The following is a 19702-nucleotide window of genomic DNA, read 5'->3' as shown; positions in this document are numbered from 1 at the left end:
CGGGGGAAAGGGAATGGCAAGAAAGCCGGAAAGAGGGAAGTGGGTGAAGAGGCTGGAGGGGCCGCCGGATGCGGCGCGGCGGTGCGGTCAACATGCGCTCCCCCTTTCCCGGGACTGCGCCAGAAAATGCTTTTCCGCCACGGCATGGAGATGGCGCGCCATCGCGTCGGAGCAGGCGTCCGCATCCTTGCGTTCAAGGGCATCGATGATCATCAGATGCTCGTTGATGGCTTCTTCCATCCGCCTCTTCAGACGGACATCGTCCGCGCGGTTGTGGGAAAAGAGCTCGTTCAGATGGCTGACAATGTCGACGAAAACCGGGTTTCCGGTCGCCGCCGCCAAGAGGGTATGGAATTGGGCGTCCAATTCGCCGTCGTTCTCCCCGTGCAGGAGTTTTAACTGCTGATCGCAGACAATGATCTTGAGCTGATGGAGCTGCTCGGCGGAATGCCGTGCCGTGGCTATCCGGGCTATGGACGGCTCGATGACGAGCCTGAACTCCATAATATGGTCAAATGACTTTCCTTCCGTGTCGACGGCATTGAGCAGGGCGGCGGTCAGCGGCGCGAGATCGGAACCGCAGATGTACGTCCCGTCGCCGTGGCGGCTCTTGAGGATGCCCTGCTCCGAGAGCGTGCGGATGGCCTCCCTGACGCTGTTCCGCGAAACGCCGAACGTTTCGGCAAGCGTCCGCTCGGGGGGCAGCTTATCCCCCACCTTGAGCCCGCCTTTTTCGATAGCATCCTGTATTTTCTCGGAAAGCCGTTGATATGCCTTAAGGGGTTCCCGTGTTTCGGGAAGAGGTTCAGCCTTTTGAGATTGGTCTGGAGTCTCTTGTGAATGCGTCATGCGAGGTTCTCCCTTTCTCTTTTGGTAGAACCACTATTGCAATCTTCAACCAATCTTGTCAAGTATCATGTGAAAAAAACAATGATTTACCCGATAAAAAACGGGAAAAAGCGTTTCTATAACCATAATACAGCTAACTCTCATGAGTTATATAATTCACTATTGTGACGAGGTTCCATCAGGAATATACAACGTTCCATTTCCATTCAAATACAACGTCAGAGAGAGCCTCTACGAGTTACAAACATAACCGCTTGTCAATACGTTAAAACAAAGGATGCCCTCCAGAGATAACGGGGGCATCCCTTGCGTTCCGCCATACGATATCTGCGGAGCCGGGTTATATGCATCCCGATGCCGGGAAAGCGTTCATGGCGCAGGATACCAATCCGTCCCATGTGTACCTTCCGGTTTGCAGTTGAAATCTCTATTTATGCTGTATTGCTAATTTTTTTACTTCCGTGGCGGAAGCGAACGAAACCAGGACCTGCTGGAGAGCGGACATACGATAACCGCCTGCCGCCAACAACTCTCTGCCGCATCCTTGTGCGGTGGAAGACATGCCCGCCGCGGACTCCGACGGGCTATCCTGCCGCAACCACGCTTCCCTGAGGATAGAAAAGAACAGGGATAACGCAAGGGCATTTCAGGCAATGCGTTCCATGACCCCCTGAATCGCCAGGCGCACCCCTTCCTCCGTATAAAAATTGCCGTTGATGAGGGTCCGGCATTTCAAAACTTTCTCGAAATGCCGCAGGGTTTCGGGGCACGGCTTCTGCGGGTTGCTCCAAAAATCGTCCAGATCCTGCTCTTCCTGCGACGAAGCCAACCCCCGCACCGCATAAATGGACGTGCCAACGCAATAGACGGGTATCCCCCGCTGAAGCCCGGAAATGCCGATCGTGCTGTTGAGGACCACCATCCCTTCGCTGCGGTCCATCATAAGCGCGGCCCTGCCCGACTCCACGAAATGGACCCGGCCTTCCAGCCCGCAGGCATGGCTGAACCGACGGATGTACCTCCGGTAATTGATGAGCCCGTTATCAAGGGGATGGTTACGGATCAGCAAATGCATGGATTTGGGCGCGGAGTGTGCAAAAGAAGTCAGTACATGCGCAATGGCTTCCTTCATCCCGCTGAACGGCGAATAACGGCGGACTTGGGAATCCGAATCAAGCTGGAGCGGGAACAGAAAATAGGGCACACGCGACCGATAGACTTCCCGGACGCTCTCCGCCGAACGCCTTTCCCATGTACGGCGGGTCAGGACGCGAAGGAACCATCCCCAGACTTCGCTGACGGCGCTCTGCGGACGATGCGTCCGGAAACAGGGGAAAAACGGGCGCAAAAAAATGGTCCCCGCATAATAGGCAATAGCCTTCCATACGCGTGCCGAAAGAGGATTCTGTACGGCAACGGGTGACGGCGGGGCCGGATGGGCTTCGGCAAGTTCCCGCAAAAGGGCCGGCGAATGGGGAAGCATCGAGTTGCCGTTGACCCCGCCCTCTTCCATCGTGATGTAATGGGGACGCAAATACCCTTCCTCAAATGCCCACACCCGGATATTCCGCAGTTTTGCCACCAGAATGGCCTCACGGTGCAGAGGCCGCCAGTCCCCAAAGGCCAGCAGATCCGTAACGCCTTTGCGCCGCATGAGATCGCCGATCCAACCGCTCCAGTCCGTGGTCCGCCCCTGATACCACACGGCCTCCCGCGAGTGCCAATCCACTACGTCACCGCCGCAGATATTGACGCGCAATACACGATGCCCGGCCCGCTGTAACGCCAGCCCCAGCTCACGAAAAAAACTCCCGTGCGGGCCTTGAAGAAACAAGTAGGTACGCATGATCAGAATACGTTCCTTATCTTTTCCCTGAGCGCCGCAAAGGTGCGCATAAAAAACTTGCCGCGCATTTGCCCTTTTGGCTGGGTAAGCCGGTAACAGATGTCCTCGGGCGTGCAAAATCCCTTCGTCTGCCAATCGTAATACGAAGGATAAAGTATCAGCGTCCCTGCGATAAGCTCCTCAAGCGAAAGCCGGGCTTTCCGGCGGGGGAAATCAACCCGATCATGGGTCAGCCCCCACCCCGCGTAGAAAGGCCCCCCATAAGTGTGGACCTCTATTCCCCTCAGCAATGCCTCGAATCCCGTAAGCGACGTGAGCGTGTGCACTTCGTCGACGATGCCAAGCAGGACATCCATACGCACGTTGCGGACAACACGATCCGCGTACCGTAACGCCTCTCCATCGGGTATGCGCCCTTTCCGGTTCCGGCTTTCCACGTCAGGATGCGGCTTATAGATGATGAAAGCATCCGGATGGCGTTCTCGCACGGCCTTGAGCAAATCCACATTGGAAAACAGCCCGCATCCTCCCAGCCGCACGGAAGCGTCGTCCTCCACCTGTCCGGGGACAAGAAGCAAACGGCCCTTTGCAGAAAAATCACCACGGGTTACTGCGTCAACACCCGTGTTGTATTTGGTAATTCCCTTCTCGACGATAAAACCACGCAAGGTGGAAGCCCTGCTGCACAATTCGGCCCGCTCCGGATGTTTTGGCAAGGTGTTCAAAATGTCTTCCAGCCCACTCGGGCGGGATGGATCATAGTAGATGCCCTTCTCATCCAGCACCAACGAATACGGCCAATTAAAATCGGAACCCAACCCCACCGAACGGATGAAGCCGTCCTCCATGCGTATCAGCCGGACGCCCATAGTCTGGCAGGAACTCTCAAGTCCTATTGTGCATTTGGACGCCCATACAACGACATCGCCGCCGTTTGCTTGCGCCCATTTGATGGCTTTCCACCAATCAGAAAAAAAACGGATGGTTCCCGTGGTCGATTGCAAAAAGGCCCGGGCATGAGGACGTTTCCATCTGGAAAAGCCAACACATGCGTGGAACCCCTTATTCCGCTCATTCTGAAAACGTTGGGCAGCCAAGAGCCGAATGGTTTCATGAATGTCACAACGCTTGGCGGTCACAGGATTTACATAACGCGCATACAACATATACGCCGCGGCAAAGATCTCTTCCACCGTGCGGCGTTTTATCCGTCTCGGACAAGTCAGCCGATCATGCGTTACTCCCCACCCTGCATAGAACGGCATACCAAAACAATGTACTTCCTTTGCGAGCAGCAAGGCTTCAAAACCCATTTGCGAGGTGACTGTGTACACAACATCAGCTTGAGCAAGAAGGGAAAGCGGCGAAACATCCTGTGCGATGATCGCAATGCCTCTTCGCTTCGCCGCCTCGGTCAGATAGCCCTGCTTTTTCCCCGCAAGCACATCGGGATGCGTCTTGACGAACAACCGGGCGGTGGGAAACCGCATCTGCGCATCGTCCAGCATAGCTGTGAAACTTTCAGCATCGGCACGGCCAAGCGTAACGCTGGTATCCCCCTTTGTCTGATCAAGGATAAGAACACGCGGGCACGAAGCATCACCAAGCAATCTTTCAGCAGCTCGCGGCGCATGATTATACTTGCTCAGATCGTGACGCTTGATAGCTTCAATGGCATGCTGGGCGGACTGCAACTGCTCTTCCGATTCCCATCTGGAGCCGTTCAGCAGATTCTCCAAATCGGATGGCTCAGTGGCATCGTAGTAAATGCCGGTATGGTCAACTACAAGAGAAAGAGGCTGCGCCCCCTTGCATCCGAGATCAAGGGAGCGCAGGAAGCCGTCTTCAAGCGCGATATAGGGAAGGTTATGCTTTGCCGCATAATCACGGGCTTTATCAGCCGTAGGTTTGTGGCCCCAGCCTGCGACCATTGTCTTCCCTACTGAGAATTCCGGTATCAAGTATATTCTGAGGCAACGATTTTGCTGCAACCGATGAGAAAAATATCGGATCATGGACGCTACTAACTCTCCGCTCCACAGTGCTTTCTCAGATAGGAGTTCTTTATACAGTAATTTTATTTGCGTATCTGTGTTTCAAAAACATGTAACGCGTTGGCGATAGCCTTATCCATATCCCAATAACGATATGAACCAAGCCTCCCACCCAAAATCAGCCTCGGAGTCTTTGCGGCCTCCTCTGCATACCGAATATAAAGCGTATTATTACGCTCGTCATTTACCGGGTAATAGGCTTCATCTCCCTTGCTGTACGTTGCAGGATATTCGCGGCAAATAACAGTCTTTTCTTTGTTAAAGGGTTCCATTCGTTCAGGATGATAATGCTTGAATTCATGCATGCGGGTGTAAGGCGCATCAAGATCGGCGTAATTCATGACCGTAGTTCCTTGGAAATCACGTGTATTCAAGGTTTCCCACTCAAAGCGAAGCGAACGCCATTCTAATTCACCGTATTTGTAGTCAAACAACTGGTCGGGCATACCTGTATAAATAACCATCCCATCGGACGGAATTTCATTCCGTATTGCAGCATAGTCACAGTTTAAACGTACCGTGATGTTCGGGTGCTTCAGCATATTTTTGAACAGACCGAAATAGCCATCTTTAGGCACCCCCTGCCAAGTATCGTTAAAGTAATCCATATTATAGCAGGTCCGGAACGGAAGCCGATTTATAATAGCAGCAGGCAAATCTCTAGGATTACGGTCCCACTGCTTGTGAGTATAGTTTTTAATGAATGCTTCGTACAAAGGACGTCCGATGAGGGAAATGGCTTTCTCTTCCAGATTGGCGGGATGTTCGATATGATCCCGCGCAATCTCGGCGGCAAGAAAAGCTTCTGCCTCAGCAGGAGAAAAATTTTTTCCATAAAAAGCATTGATCGTGAACAGATTGATAGGCATGGCGTACACCTTGCCCCCATGTGTGATAAGCACCTTATGCCGGTATGAGGTAAATTCCCCAAATAGAGAGAGGTACTCCCAGACCTCCGGCAAAGAGGTATGAAAAATATGTGAACCGTAACGGTGGCACTCTATACCTGTTTCTTCATCAAGTGATGAATGGCAGTTACCGCCAATGTGGTCACGCTTGTCGACGACCATAACCTGCTCGTTCATCTCAGAGGCGATGCGTTCGGCTATAACAGTTCCCCAGATTCCTGAACCAATAATAAAATATTTCATAAATCACCACTAAGTCAAAATTTTCCTCAAAATGAGAGGATATTCAACGGATACAAGCTCATATCAATTCACATCCTATCCTCATCCTGCGAACAAATATGAGCTCGTATACTGTATATCTAATTTATATCATTAAATTTTTCAAAGTGTTACAATCAATTTTCATCAAAGATTTTCCCTCAGAGCTCTTGCTATATATTCATCCATTAGCCTCCAAAACCAATCGTTGATATTAGACGTTCTGTATCCCATCTGTTTTACCTTATCTAGGTTTAATGAGAATGTCTTCTCATTAAAGGGAGATTGACTACCATTTGATATATCAATGATGGCTTGCTTATTCGTCTTACTCCCAATATAATCCAGAATCATTTGAATGGTCACCATCCCCTCGCTGGCTAAGTTAATGGGGCCCGTAAAGTCCTGCGCGGCAAGCCAAGGCAAAAATCGTCCTATTTCATGATCCTGAACAAAACTAAAGCCTCTTGATACATCAGTAATATTCATAGGTTGCTGCTTAACAATACTTTTACAATAGTAATAAAGCCTGTCGGTCTTTGTGACATAGGGGATCCTGACCGTCGCTACAGGAATCTCCTTGAAATGTTGGTATGCGATTGCTTCCGCCTGTCTCTTTCCTCTGCCGTATCCCACAGAGGTGTCACATATCTCCACTGGCAACCTGTATGGATCAAAATGCCCTTCTTTTATATCAGGGACTCTAACTGCATACGAGGCTATAGAAGATAACTGTATATATTTTCCACATTTTATATTTGATAAAACATTATTAACATACACGGAGCAGTAAGCCAAGTTATCAAAAATTACATCAAAATATTTACCATGCAAGGCAGCCTTAACGCTTTCAGCATCAGAAACATCCATGATCAGACGGTTTATTGCCATCCCAAAATCGTCTTTTGTTTTTCCCCTAGTGGCAATCGTTACCTCATTGCCTCTGGCAACAAGTTCTTTAACAAGCTGAACACCCATAAAGCGTGTCCCACCTATCACCAGAACCCGCCGACCACTGATCGGAGCATGGGAAGGACTTGTCAAAACGACATATTCCGGACGACCACATTTGTTTATATCTGAAGTCATACCGTCTCTACTCCACGCCACGTCTTCTTTAACACTTGTAGCGGGATTTCCAGCGATGGAGCAATTGTTTGGAAAAATTCCTTTAACGACGCTTCTAGCGCCTACAATACTTCCACTTCCAATATTGGTTCCATGTATAAGGAAAGCTTGTTTCCCTACCCATACATGGTCACCAATAACCAACTGATTCTTGGGGTGAAACACACCGGTCAAATTCCGATTAATGCATTTAGAGGATTTGACGTCGAAGATAGTATGTCCATCCCCGGCCCACAGCTCATTTTCATAGGAGAACATGCAGTCTCTACCAATGATCACTTTTTTTCCTTGGTTGACATGCAGGCCAAAATGAGAACTGGATGTACAGGAATCGTTGATCAAGGCTGAAGCTGGGTTAAAGAATCTGAATAACGCCCCCCCGTTAAACACACAGTTATTCCCAATTACCAAGGACATACTGGATTCAAAGTCTCTAGCTTCGATTTGGCTAGGCGCGTGAAAACGGGTCCCTTCTCCAATATCAATATATGAATTTGCGCCAAGATCAAAGGTAAGATTTTGACCTGTTCTAATGTCCTTCCCCAGCATAATATGGTTGTTGAAGCCACGTAAAATCACCTTTCCAAGGACGGTATTAAACCCCTCAATGGTATTTCCATAATTATCATAGTAATTACCTTTAGATAGATCAAAGCGTTCCAGGATAATCGGTTTAAACTTACGGAATATAAAATCTTTTTGTTCTTGATATCCAAATAAAGCGAGCTGGTTATAGACAGCTTCATCATAGACTCGATCTAGGGAAACCAGGTAATACTCAGAGCTCTTTCCATTAAGTACCGTAAAATTCTCGATTCGCCCTTTCACAAGAGCCTCACGCCGCTGCGAAATACCAAACTCAACCGAAAGTCCAAAGTATTTTTGGAGAACTCTTTCAAACTTTTCAGAACGAATCCAGGTTACAATCTTCCTTCCATGAAAATTTTCAGCAACTATCTTCGCTATAAAATAGAACTCGTGTTCTTCTTTGGGAACAGTTTTTAAGAGATCAAGATATAATTGCTCGTATATACGATTATTTGAGCAGCTAGATTGAAGAACATCAAAGGGTAACTTATCAAAGTTTTTAAAAAAGATTCCTCTATTTTTATGTACTGGATATGGATGTTCTATAATTCCATTACCCTTTATAGCAATATTCAACGGAGCTTCTCTTACAACGGCCATTGCCTCCTTGAGTTTATCAAATATAGACTTCCCCTTGGGATTGTTTATTAAAACCACAGAAGTTCCTTTATTGTCATTGAGTGAAGGATCGAATTCAGACACTCGCCAGAAGTCGCCAATAGACAGATCTCCTTGGCGCGGCAACCGGTTAACCTTACATACACCGCAGACAGTATTTTTTGAAATATTTTGTAGATATGCCTTAAAATAAGGATCAACTCCTGAGCCCTTTGAGTATTTTGTACCGTCCTCAAAGTATGCATTTATCCCTGCGTACCATCCCCAAGGTTCTTTAGCTTTGAATTCAAGCCGAGTCATTTTTTTGTTATTGAGGACATCCTGGTGGTACTTTTCAAAAACTTTTGAAGAGGTGATTCCATGGCAGAATACATCAATGGTATATAATCGTTCATAATCTTTCCCAAGATATGCATAAAGTCCAGCTACTTGACATGGCATACCTGTGAAGAGCAAATATTTTCCCTTCTCAAGGAGCTGTTTTACCCTTGGGTAAACAGCTCCTGCTTCGCTTTGCATATATTTGGAGCCACGAAGCCTGCCAAGCTGCGAGGCATGGTCAATAATAATGTGCTCCACTTCAAAATTATCTCTATATGCTGCTCCGCATACATAGCCACCAAGATTTAGAATATATTCGGCTGCAACTGTAAACATTCCACCAGAGGAACTTATTTTGCGCGTCTCGTCATTCGCCATCATCGCATAGCATTTGGGAGGGGTGACATTCTTATGCTGAGGATGGAGTGCGATACAACGTTTTCCACAGAGCCCACAATTGGTACATTGATCCTCTTTTATTGTTGCCCTTAAAAAGCCTTGCTCGTCTTTCTTCATTTCTATTGCATGCACCGGACAGATTGCGGAACAGGCACCACAACCTGTACATAACTCTTGTGGGAGCTGAATGATGGACTTATCGATTGCACATTGTGAAGACATACCCTTAATAGGTTTTTCAATTGCATTTTTTAACCATGTCATACTCATTTGGGTGAAAGCATTCAACTTATTTTCTACAATTGAATAGTCAATTACACTAGATACTATATTAAGTGAATAGTTATTGTTTAGCACCATACGAGACATTAAATCTAATTTCTTCAATAGTGATGTAAACCTAGTTAATCCTCGCTTTTCATTACCTAAGCATACAAACTGTTTACAAAAAACAATAGAAAAGCACATTCCATGAAAAGAATCTGTAACTATAAATGACGCATTCTTAAAACAATATAAAAAATCTTCAACAGTAACATTTTCTAATGTTGTATCTAAATTTAATTTTCTATTATTTTCTTCAAATCTCCAAGTTAATCCGTCAACAATACATATAATTTTTTTATTAAGGATCCTACTTAATTCAATAATATAATTTCTTTTTTCTGGAGTCGCATCAAGAATATAAACAAGAATAAAATCTTCTGATATATTCAATTTTGAAGATTTTATAAGTTCTTCATAATGTTTTTTATTACACAAAAATATAGGATCAGCGATATGTGTAACATTTAATTCAAAATTATCTCGTGCAACGTCAACTCCTGTATCTTCCCTAACAGAAATAGCATCGAATTTTTTCAAAAGAGTTTTTGCATGTTCTTTATAACCATTAGGTGCTGAAAAATTATCATGTCCAAAAGATGTAGCACATGCAATTTTACGTTTATCATCATTCACAAAATCAAAGAATAATGAAAAACCAAACGGGCGTGCTAGTCCATAATTCCAAAGCTGATCAGATCCTAGCATAAATGTCGAGCATAAAGAATTTAGTTCACCCATCTCTGCTAGTTTATTAATCTTACTAATTTTGTAATGCTTTTGTGCAAATATTCTAGAATGTGTTTGAGTATATTCAATATCATGTGGGAATATTGCTGGCTTATCAATCATAAGCACTGATTTACCCATATCTGTAAGAACATTATTTAATGCATAATAAGTAAGCATACTTCCATAATTACAACTATACCAGAATCCCATAACACCAATATCAAAATGTGAACACAATGGAGTTTCTATGTTGACATCATTCATGTTATCTTCCATATTTAACACCTCAACTAATGTATTTTTACTTAATATTATTAAAACTTAAACACATCTTTCCAAAACTTATCATTCTTCAATGAACCTAAAAATCCACGGTATTCTCGTTTCAACATGGCATAGCGCTTATAAAATTTTATCGATGTAGAAATCATCAAAAATAAATTACGAATAAAATAACTAGAATCTCGCTTAAGAACAAACTCTGTCTTACTGATCTCATTGCAGACAAGAATCTGATCTCGTAAAAATACACGATTAATAAATGGTACTTCATATTTGTTTAAACGACTCATCCCTTTACGAACCATCTTTGACGGTAAAATATGTCCATTTAAGGAAATGCGGCGAAAAAATTTTGTGAAATATGGCAGACGAATATTTTTATCCGCCATAGGGACCGTTTTGTATGTCTCCCGTAAAGGTCTGCTCGTTTCTATCATGTACTTTTCTTTGATCTTTGCCCGAATCTTACTAGTATCCATGTTTTCCAACCAGTACTTGGGACCTTCCAGCATATCGGCAAACGACATAACAATCGCATTTGCGGTATCGTACTGATACGCCCAATTGAAACGATGGAAGAAATGCCATACCATTTGTAAAATCTGCAATGGCCCATGATCAATATGTTCCAGAACCAAATGATGAAGAATATGGGAACGAGTATCGAGATACAAAGTCATAGGAGATTCCTTGATTTTGAAATCTTCCTGCCATACAGCAATACCGTTCATACGGGCAATTTGAAACTTATTTGTATATGAAAATTCGATATCATCACCACGCACAAAAAAAGGAAATGAAAACATTTCTACCCTATTTATGGGAAACATAAAGAACCACCATGCACCATATGTCGGCTGTGGCTCATCTTCTTTTTCATTTTCAAGAAGAACATTCGGACGTAACAGATCATAGTTACAATGCATAGGGTGACAACACTTATCGAACCATGCACCATTTTCCCATTGAATAAACTGCACATTTTCTGACAACATAGCGCCACTGAGGGCCAAAGACATGTCCTTTGCATGGCGTATGAATGAGATGCCTCGAAACAATGAACCAGCTTCGCAACTGGCGTCATCGTCCATAAACAGACAATGTGTAAATGCCCCCGCATCCCTGTAGTGAAGCAGACTACGCATAAAGCCACCCGTTCCACCGAGATTCCTATTTGGAATAAGGGTTGCAGCAGGGACATCACCAGGTACCAATGTTTGCCCGTTATCAACGACCGTGATGGTAATGGAGTCATGATACAAAGGGTGTTCAATAATGGCCTTGCCCAGACGTGCGACAGCGGCTTTCACGGCCCTCTCACGTCGGTAAGTGGTGATACCGATGCCTAAACGTACAGGCTGTGTTTCTGGGGCGTCAGACAACCAACCTCCACCGTGCAAAATGCTTGGGCGTTCTGTATGGATACGCAAGCCGAGAATACCAGTATTTGGGTATATCCCTAGTGGAAGTTCCAACGTAGTTCGCTCTGGAGCAAAAAGTTTCCATGAGGCAAGAGAGCGGAGGCCTTCTTCACTCAAATGGACAAGTTCCGCCCAAGCCTCACCTTCAAAGTCCACGTATAGAGAAAGACTATCAATATTAGTATATTTCTTCCATTTTATGGCGCTGAACGCATTAAAATAGGTCAGTAAGTCCACTGAAGAGTCTTCTTCAAGATGCACATTTCCATCTTCAAATGAGTAGTATGAACCTTCTCCAGACAGCTTATGATACAGTGGTTCTTCGCAACACAGGTCATAGGTGGGGAACAGGAAAGAATATAGAATATGTTCAGGGTTGACGGTTAAAGCGCTAGCTGTGGGTTTTCCGTCAAATACGGCACTGTCTTCTAAGGCCAACAAAAAAATTTCTAAATTTCCCTGCGTCATTTTGCTCAGATCAATTTCACAAACACTCTGACTAGGGGTACGGGAAATCATTGTTTGCTCTGCACACCAAACAAAGCTTTTCCCTTTCGCACTCACCCCAGCCTTGAGTACTATCCTCCCAACAAAATGTACTGATAAACTGATATGATCACCGAATACAGCCTTCAGATAAGCTACATCTAGAGGAAGAGATTGAATTTGATCCCATCTGAACCATCTTCTTTTCTCTAAATACAGTTCGTCATTCATCAGACAGGGTTCAGGTTTCACTCTGTCAACAAACTGAAAAATATCCATAGCAACTACCTCTTTCCATTACACAAATATATAATGGATTTTTATGTTAATGCGTATTTAACCTTTTGAGTCATCGTAGGAATATTACTTGCGAGATAAATCTTCCCTTTATTTATATTTTTAAATTGTTGCATAAGTTTATATCTATTTTCAGTAGAAACCTTTTTTATAAGACTACTCATCTGTGCAAATACTTTGTATAAAAAAAAGCCATGATCCGTAAATCCATTTTTATATAGCCATTTTTCTTCTATTTTCCATGACTCAATGACAAAATCAATTTTGTCATCAACAAATTTAACTGATTGCATTTCATGAATTGTATAATAATATTTTATATCATCCAAAATAAATATAGAAGGATTTGCATAAAATAAAGAAACAATAAACATAGCATCCTGAAAAGATGCACTTGGTGTTTCACAAAAGTATACTAATTTTTGCTGTATAAAACTTTTACGATATATACCGTTGAAAACAGACGGATGAGAACGCCAAAACCTTTTCAGAGTATACTTATCAATAATTTTACCTGTAAAATTTTGCTCCCATCGATATAATGTACGTAATAATCCATTTTCATTACAATATATTCCATTATATCTAATAACATCAGCCTGCTGGTAACGTTCCGCGACCTCATGCAGACTGGAATAAAAATCTGAGGTTATACTATCATCTGGCTCAAAGATGGCAAAAAATTCTCCTGTGGCTTGCTTGATACCAAAGTTACAGGCATGTCCATATCCCTTGTTTTCCATATCAAATATCTGAAAACGTGTATCTCCAGCAGTGAGCTCTCGCATAATGGAAAGCGTCGAATCTTTAGAGCCGTCATTAATGAGGAGAAATTCAATATTCTGCTCATCCTGTATTTTCAGGCATTGAATAGCCCGGGAAATAAATTTTTCCATATTGTATATTGGTACTATGACGGAAATTTTCATATGTCTCCCTTATATCCTACAACCCCACGGCAACCTTGACGGCCACGGCCATCTGATAAAGCACTTGCGTAACATCTTTGACCAACTGCAAGTTCTTTGAATCAAATTTAGGCATAACTAGAATGCGGTCACCGGGCTTGATGGACTGTCCCTCGGAGTGGGCTACTTCCCCATTCAGACCGACAAACAGAATGTTGTTTTTGTCCGCACGGTCGGAAAGTCCACCAGCGCCTTTAAGGTAATCTTTCAGGGACAATCCCTTTTCCCAAGTCACAGCCGTGGGAATGAGTACTTCACCAGAGACATGGACTACATCTGTCCGACGGGGAATGATGACTTCATCACCTTCCTCCAGCAACAGGTCGGAGAGCTTCCCATTACGAGAAACAACCAGCACTCCATCCGGCTCCAGCTTTGAAGCTCGCTGCACGAAGTTTTGAATCAACTCTGCTTCCTTTACCCGGATGCTAGCCTCGTCGACGGAAGCAGAAGTAGCTGTCAACGCGCTCTGCTCCAGACGCCGCAGTGCATCCTTGAGGATCACCTTCTGCTCTGCGGCCACGCTCTTGCGGCGGATGTAGATGGATTTGATATCCGCAAGCTCAGGCTCCACGGAAATGTACGCCAACAGGGTTTTTAACCTCGTCTGTTTGAGCACAGGAAAACGTGACGCCCCATGGATAGCCCCAGACGCGGCCACCATGATGGTCTTGCCCCGGGTGTCGGCCACGAATTCTACTCGATCTCCGTCCTCAAGATGGAGATTGCGAAAGTCTGCCAGTGTCACATAGACATTAAAAGGTTCTCCGTTACGCATGCCGCCCACGCTAACGTGGGAAACGCCATTCATGGGCAGGGCATAAGTCAGAAGTTCCTTGCCGTTAGCCTCTCCCCGGAACTCATACCGAGCGGGCTGACGAAGCAGACCGTAGGCCGCAACTGACACGCCAAAAGGTTCCACCAAGATAGTGTCACCGTCCTGTAGGCGAACGGACGAAAGATCCCCTCGCAGCATGTAGCCGTAGAGGTCCACCTTGCCGATAACCTGTTTGCCACGCAGAATTTTGATGTTCCGGTAACTTCCCTGCTCGGGAAGGATTCCTCCAGCCCTATCCAGATAAGACATGACGGAATCCTGCGGTCCTCCCGCATAACGACCCGGGTTAGGCACATTTCCGGCTACATAGACAGCCACGGGCTGAGCGCTCTGCAAATTTACGTAGATTTCCACATTTTCCGGGAATACTGAAGCCAGTTTTGCCCGTACCGAGCTAGGAAGAGAGGACTGTGTCAACCCGGCCACCCGGATCGGTCCCACTTCAGGCAGAAAGATGTTGCCCTGCTGATCCACGAACAGCACATCGTCGTAGCTCCGCGCACCCCAGACACGCACGGTGATCCGGTCGCCAGGGAGGATCACATAGTCCTCATTCAGTCCACTGCTGTAAGTAGACGCGAAGTTGCCCCGGAAAAGATTGGCTCCAAAGGGTTCCAAGCCCTGCACCATATCCGGACGGTAGCGCTCCAGCGCCCAAGCGGGCAATCCTGGCAAAGACTGGCGCTGACGTTCCTCCCTCTGATAGGGCAACTCCTGCTGATATGCGCCCTCACTTTGATAACCCCCCGGCAAATAGGATGGGGGACGTGTCGAAGGCATGCCCTGGATGCCACCGCTTCCACTGGGGCTAGGGTTGCCGGATTTTCCGAGGCTTCCGCCGTATGAAGAAGCAGACGAGGAAATATCCGCCCCATGAGCGGAAACGGACAGAGCCAGAAGAAGTATCGAGAAAAAAAATATTTTGCTGTTCATCATCTATCTCAGAACCCTGCGTGTTCGCGCACGGCGGCTATAATCAGAGAGCAAAGCCCCACCAGCACCAGAGCGCCGACAAAGACATAGGCCGTAAACAAGAATGGGAGGGGGTACAAGGATTCATCGGGTAGGGCCGGAATCTGAAAGGCTACCACATAGCGGGATTTGGCTTCCGCCTTTACTCTGGCGGCTTCCAGCGAGGTCATGGCTGAGACAAGCTGTTGGCGGGCAAACTCGTTTTCCGTCTGCAATCCTTCATACTCTCCGGCAAAGGAAGTGAGGCTACCAGGGCGAGCTTCTCCGGCCAGTCGCAGTTTTTCTTGGGCAAGCTGTTTTTCCACAGCCTCCAGCCGGGCACGCAACCCTACCAATGCGGGAGCGTTTTTACTCATAAAAGTGTGAGCTTGCGCAATCTCCGCTCGTACTTTCACAGCCTCACTTTCCAACTGGCTAACGATACCTTGCAGTCCGCCCGCCGTACTAGCCGGGTCGAGCATACCGCTACGGTCACGGAAGGCGCGCATGGCTTCCTGTGCCTTGCTCACACGCTGTTCCGCTGTGCTTACTTCGGCCATGGCCAGAGTGATGGCGTCGTCCTTGGCACGGCGACTCATGGCATTAACCAGCGCTTCACTCTTGGCGAGCACGGCTTCCGCCAACCGTTTGGCCATGACCGGATCATAGGCTTTAACGCTCAGAGCGATGATACCGGTTTCCGGATCAAAGGACGGTTTTACTGCCCATTTCCAATAGGTAAGGCGTTCATCCCGCGTGGCGCCAGCGGCAAGGCGACTGAGCGGATCATGATCATGAGAGGAAAAATGCTCAAAAATCCCCATTTCGCCGTCAATAGCTTCCATAATATCTGGAGATTGAATGTATTCCGCTACGATATGCGCATCCGCGCCCACGGACGCACCAGAGGGCAGAAACATGGCGGCAAGGCCACCTGTCGTACTACTAGAGTCCGCACCGCGGACGGCAAACCGCGCTTCTGCAATGTACATGGGAGAAGCCAACAGGCCGAAATAGAGCAGGGATAGCAGCGAAGGCAACAACACGGCGGCTAATAACAACTTTATAGTCGGAGAAAGACATGCTCTCATCTTGTCCAGAGCTGTAGATACGGGATGCACTATGAGTTCTAGACGTGGAAGAGGCTGTAGTGTGTTTCTCCCCGAAGGCTCCGCTTGGGGAAGATTCGACGATGTATCCTGCGGAGTGTCGCTCCTGCCGGAAGACCCGGGATTCTTCTCTGCTGATTCAATACCTCCATTCTTCACTTCAGACTGAACAGAATGTACTGTCTTGCTTGTTTTAGCGTCAACTTGCGGCGTCTTTTGAGCCTGAGGCGTCGGCTTTGTCTCTGAGATCGGTTTCTCAGGCACAACGGGAAGCACGGTTTTCACCTCAGCTTCCTGTTTTGTCTGAGCGGAGGGAGGAACACCCCTTGTTTCTGTTTTGAGTGGAGTCGTGGGCATACCTATCTTACTGTCTGGCATGGCAAATCCCCATATAGATGCGCAGAGCGTCATCCAGCTTGTCATACAAGGTCAAGATACCGTCGTGCAGCACTGCCGCGCTGTCGCAGTTCTTACGGATGGTTGCCACGCTATGTGACACAACTATCAGCGTTGAACGCGCTTTACGTTCCTTGAATACTTTTTCGGCCTTGGCCTGAAAGGAAGCGTCTCCCACAGACCATGCTTCATCAATAAGGTAGAAATCGAAACCTATAGCCATGCTCAGGCCGAAGGCCAGTTTCGAACGCATACCGGAGGAATACGTTTTCACCGGCATATCCATGTATGGTCCCAGTTCCGTAAAAGTTTCCACAAAATTCGTAACTTCTCGAATGTCAGCCCCGTAGATACGACAGGTAAAACGTAGGTTCTCTCGCCCGGTCAGACTGCCGTTAAAACCTCCGGTAAAGCCTATAGGCCAAGAGACCCGCCCCTTGCGCTTTATGGTTCCGCTGTCAGGGAGTTCCGAACCGCTGATAATCCGAATGAGCGTGGACTTACCTTGGCCGTTCAGGCCGAGAATCCCCATATTAACGCCAGGCCGGAATATGATACTAGCATCGCGCAGTACATCTTTACGGTTTCCGCGTGGCAGGCTGTAGGACTTGCATATGCGGGAAAGCTCAATCACTTGAGTTCCCTCCCGCGCACGTAGCGCTCCAGCAATAGACCAAGACAGAGTGAGCCTAGGCACCATACGACTATATAGGCTATACTGTGCATGGGCGCTGCGGACGAAGCCGAAAAGCCATAGCGTTGCCATTCGATAATTTGGGAGACAGGATTCAACAGCAAAATATCCGAAAATCTTGCAGGCAGTTCGGAAACCTGAAAAAAAACGCCGGACGCAAAGAACAAAAAACGCATCACGATAGGAATGAGTCTTTCCAGTGTGGGCCAAAGGCGAGCTAACGACGCGAAAACTAACCCCATGCCTATGCCCAGCAGAGGAGCAAATAACAGTGTCGCTGCAAGCGTGCCGGGATTGCGCAGTTCGGCGACCTGTCCTATCGAAACGACCATAATTAAGATAACGACTGCGCAAATGATCTGTGTTCCCCAGACAACAACAACCCGCGCGATCATTAGATCTAGTTCCGTCACCTGAGGGAAAGTTAACAAAGCCTGATTGGCTCGCACGGCGCTCATGCAACGGGACAATGTGTCGCTGACCATGTGCCATGGGATGAACCCGCACAGTAAAAACACGCCGATTCCCATGCCGTGGCGGGAGTGCGCTCCGAGAAACTCACGAAAAAGCCAAAACACCGCGATATTAAATGCTGTCTGGATGATCGCCCAAAGGTAGCCAAGTCTTGTATTACCGTACAATGTGTGCACTTCACGCAGAACGAGGGCGTAAATCACTCTTCCTTGAACAGTCAGTGCTGACGACACCGATGATGCTGGAATCGTGTCGGTATTCATCACGGCATACTCTCAAAAATAGTGGGAATGAAACGCCATGTGCCGTTTTCCTCTCGGCATACCGCGAATCTTTTACTTGCGCTTCCACCCGTAACGCGGGCCGAACGACATTTGTTGCCCAAACCAGAAATATAGAACGCTCCCGCCTCAATCGTGACCGGACCGAACGGACTCTCGGCAAAATATTGTGTCGCCCCCTCCGGAAAAGTGGCCACCTGCTCAGTGAAAGATACAGCCAGAGGAACGGCTTCAGGTTCAGACACCGCAGGCGTAAGCGGCTCGCGCATGGCGCAACCGGGTAACGTAAGGCTGAGAGCCAAAAGGAAAAGAACATGTTGCAATCGCATCAATTAACCCCCGCCCGCAGGCAGTCATGAACATTCAAAATGCCGACGGGCTCTCCGCTCCGTACGACATACAAACTCGTGATTTTGCTGGACTGCATGATCCCCAGCGCCTTGGCGGCAAGGCAATGTTCATCGACCGTGATCGGATTCCGGCTCATGACCCGTTCGGCGGTCAGCCCCAACAGCCCGCCGTCCATATGCCGCCTCAGATCCCCGTCGGTAATGATGCCGACAAGGATGCCTTTCTCCATAATGCCGACACAGCCGAACCCTTTGCCTGTCATGATGCAGAGGATTTCCGTCATCGGACTGTCGAGGGACGCTAAGGGGAGAGCCTCCCCAACGTGCATGATCTCGCGTACGGTCATGAGCTTCCTGCCAAGCCGCCCGCCGGGGTGGAAACGGTGGAAATCCTCCGCGCCGAAGCCCCTTGCCTTGAGCAGGGAAAGGGCAATGGCATCTCCGAGCGCCATTTGAAGCGTCGTCGACGTAGTGGGAGCGCATCCGATAGGGCACGCTTCCGGCTCATTGGGGAGTAAAAGGACATGATCGGCGTGACGGGCCAAAAAACTATCGCCCCGCTTCGTCACACCCGTAATCGGGACTCCATGCCGCGACGCGAACAAAATGATATCGCTCAGTTCGGCCGTTTCACCGGAATTGGAAAAGGCGATGACGGCGTCATGCCGCGACACCATGCCCAGATCCCCGTGGCTGGCCTCAGCGGGATGGATGAAATAGGCGGGCGAGCCAGTGGAAGCGAGGGTCGCGGCCACTTTACGGGCTACATGCCCGCTCTTCCCCATGCCCGTGACCGCGATGCGCCCGGAAATGGACAAAAGACAACGGATGACCTCGTCGAATGAGTCATCCAAATCTTCCGCCATGTGCCAAAGCGACTCCGCCTGCTTTTTGAGGGTATCCCCGGCAAAGGGCACAAAACTCCCCACTTCTTCACCTTCAAAAAAAGAAACCATAATGCTAGTGCCCCCCCATCCATTCAATGAGCGGATTAAAAAAACAAAAAACGTTCTGAAACCGGAATGAACCGGCTTCAGAACGTTTTCTTTTTATTGTATAAAATCGGGTAATTATACGCCGAGAGAGAGAGAGAGAGAGAGAGAGAGAGAGAGAGAGAGAGAGAGAGA

Annotated in this window: 13 protein-coding genes; all 13 read right to left on the bottom strand. The window is 47.4% G+C overall.

What is annotated here, in order from left to right:
* Window positions 1-87 precede the first annotated feature (87 nt).
* On the bottom strand, window positions 88-849 hold the full coding sequence (locus tag HMPREF0178_RS17735) for a FadR/GntR family transcriptional regulator (RefSeq protein WP_009368969.1): 762 nt from the start codon (window positions 847-849) through the stop codon (window positions 88-90).
* Window positions 850-1495: 646 nt separating this feature from the next.
* Window positions 1496-2695: a capsule biosynthesis protein gene (locus HMPREF0178_RS17730; RefSeq protein WP_009368968.1), complete on the bottom strand. Its 1200-nt coding sequence runs from the start codon at window positions 2693-2695 to the stop codon at window positions 1496-1498.
* Between the two features lie 2 nt (window positions 2696-2697).
* Window positions 2698-4626 (bottom strand): capsular polysaccharide biosynthesis protein, encoded by a 1929-nt coding sequence (locus HMPREF0178_RS17725; protein ID WP_009368967.1) that lies wholly within the window; start codon window positions 4624-4626, stop codon window positions 2698-2700.
* A gap of 146 nt (window positions 4627-4772) precedes the next feature.
* Window positions 4773-5900 carry a UDP-galactopyranose mutase gene (gene glf / locus HMPREF0178_RS17720; RefSeq protein ID WP_009368966.1) on the bottom strand — a complete coding sequence of 376 codons (1128 nt, stop codon included), beginning with the start codon at window positions 5898-5900 and terminating at the stop codon, window positions 4773-4775.
* A 165-nt stretch (window positions 5901-6065) separates the two neighbouring features.
* On the bottom strand, window positions 6066-10292 hold the full coding sequence (locus HMPREF0178_RS17715) for a polysaccharide pyruvyl transferase family protein (protein WP_157134980.1): 4227 nt from the start codon (window positions 10290-10292) through the stop codon (window positions 6066-6068).
* Between the two features lie 50 nt (window positions 10293-10342).
* Window positions 10343-12496, bottom strand: coding sequence for a hypothetical protein (locus tag HMPREF0178_RS17710; protein WP_009368964.1), 2154 nt, complete (start codon window positions 12494-12496; stop codon window positions 10343-10345).
* Between the two features lie 41 nt (window positions 12497-12537).
* Window positions 12538-13443 carry a glycosyltransferase family A protein gene (locus HMPREF0178_RS17705; protein ID WP_009368963.1) on the bottom strand — a complete coding sequence of 302 codons (906 nt, stop codon included), beginning with the start codon at window positions 13441-13443 and terminating at the stop codon, window positions 12538-12540.
* Between the two features lie 16 nt (window positions 13444-13459).
* Window positions 13460-15256: a polysaccharide biosynthesis/export family protein gene (locus HMPREF0178_RS17700; RefSeq protein ID WP_039959335.1), complete on the bottom strand. Its 1797-nt coding sequence runs from the start codon at window positions 15254-15256 to the stop codon at window positions 13460-13462.
* A gap of 5 nt (window positions 15257-15261) precedes the next feature.
* Window positions 15262-16665, bottom strand: a complete 1404-nt coding sequence (locus HMPREF0178_RS17695; protein ID WP_232281321.1) for a capsule biosynthesis protein — start codon at window positions 16663-16665, stop codon at window positions 15262-15264.
* Window positions 16666-16744: 79 nt separating this feature from the next.
* On the bottom strand, window positions 16745-17410 hold the full coding sequence (locus HMPREF0178_RS17690; protein WP_009368960.1) for an ABC transporter ATP-binding protein: 666 nt from the start codon (window positions 17408-17410) through the stop codon (window positions 16745-16747).
* Window positions 17407-18207, bottom strand: a complete 801-nt coding sequence (locus HMPREF0178_RS17685) for an ABC transporter permease (protein WP_009368959.1) — start codon at window positions 18205-18207, stop codon at window positions 17407-17409. Before HMPREF0178_RS17685 ends, HMPREF0178_RS17690 begins: the two co-directional genes overlap by 4 nt.
* Window positions 18207-18494, bottom strand: coding sequence for a DVU3141 family protein (locus HMPREF0178_RS23130; protein ID WP_369737714.1), 288 nt, complete (start codon window positions 18492-18494; stop codon window positions 18207-18209). The genes HMPREF0178_RS17685 and HMPREF0178_RS23130 overlap by 1 nt, the downstream gene beginning before the upstream one ends.
* A gap of 59 nt (window positions 18495-18553) precedes the next feature.
* Complete coding sequence (locus HMPREF0178_RS17680) at window positions 18554-19531, bottom strand: SIS domain-containing protein (protein WP_009368958.1); 978 nt, start codon at window positions 19529-19531, stop codon at window positions 18554-18556.
* Window positions 19532-19702: the final 171 nt, after the last annotated feature.

The organism is Bilophila sp. 4_1_30 (assembly GCF_000224655.1).
GTDB classification, from domain to species: Bacteria; Desulfobacterota; Desulfovibrionia; order Desulfovibrionales; family Desulfovibrionaceae; genus Bilophila; species Bilophila wadsworthia.
The sequence above is the reverse complement of the archived record's forward strand: the minus strand, read 5'-3'. Positions and strand labels throughout refer to the sequence as shown.

What these genes read in the sequence shown, in the direction of transcription:
- HMPREF0178_RS17735 (WP_009368969.1), bottom strand. Translation starts at nt 849, where the DNA reads ATGACGCATTCACAAGAGACTCCAGACCAATCTCAAAAGGCTGAACCT.
- HMPREF0178_RS17730 (WP_009368968.1), bottom strand. Translation starts at nt 2,695, where the DNA reads ATGCGTACCTACTTGTTTCTTCAAGGCCCGCACGGGAGTTTTTTTCGT.
- HMPREF0178_RS17725 (WP_009368967.1), bottom strand. Translation starts at nt 4,626, where the DNA reads ATGGTCGCAGGCTGGGGCCACAAACCTACGGCTGATAAAGCCCGTGAT.
- glf (WP_009368966.1), bottom strand. Translation starts at nt 5,900, where the DNA reads ATGAAATATTTTATTATTGGTTCAGGAATCTGGGGAACTGTTATAGCC.
- HMPREF0178_RS17715 (WP_157134980.1), bottom strand. Translation starts at nt 10,292, where the DNA reads ATGAATGATGTCAACATAGAAACTCCATTGTGTTCACATTTTGATATT.
- HMPREF0178_RS17710 (WP_009368964.1), bottom strand. Translation starts at nt 12,496, where the DNA reads ATGGATATTTTTCAGTTTGTTGACAGAGTGAAACCTGAACCCTGTCTG.
- HMPREF0178_RS17705 (WP_009368963.1), bottom strand. Translation starts at nt 13,443, where the DNA reads ATGAAAATTTCCGTCATAGTACCAATATACAATATGGAAAAATTTATT.
- HMPREF0178_RS17700 (WP_039959335.1), bottom strand. Translation starts at nt 15,256, where the DNA reads ATGATGAACAGCAAAATATTTTTTTTCTCGATACTTCTTCTGGCTCTG.
- HMPREF0178_RS17685 (WP_009368959.1), bottom strand. Translation starts at nt 18,207, where the DNA reads ATGAATACCGACACGATTCCAGCATCATCGGTGTCGTCAGCACTGACT.
- HMPREF0178_RS23130 (WP_369737714.1), bottom strand. Translation starts at nt 18,494, where the DNA reads ATGCGCGAGCCGCTTACGCCTGCGGTGTCTGAACCTGAAGCCGTTCCT.
- HMPREF0178_RS17680 (WP_009368958.1), bottom strand. Translation starts at nt 19,531, where the DNA reads ATGGTTTCTTTTTTTGAAGGTGAAGAAGTGGGGAGTTTTGTGCCCTTT.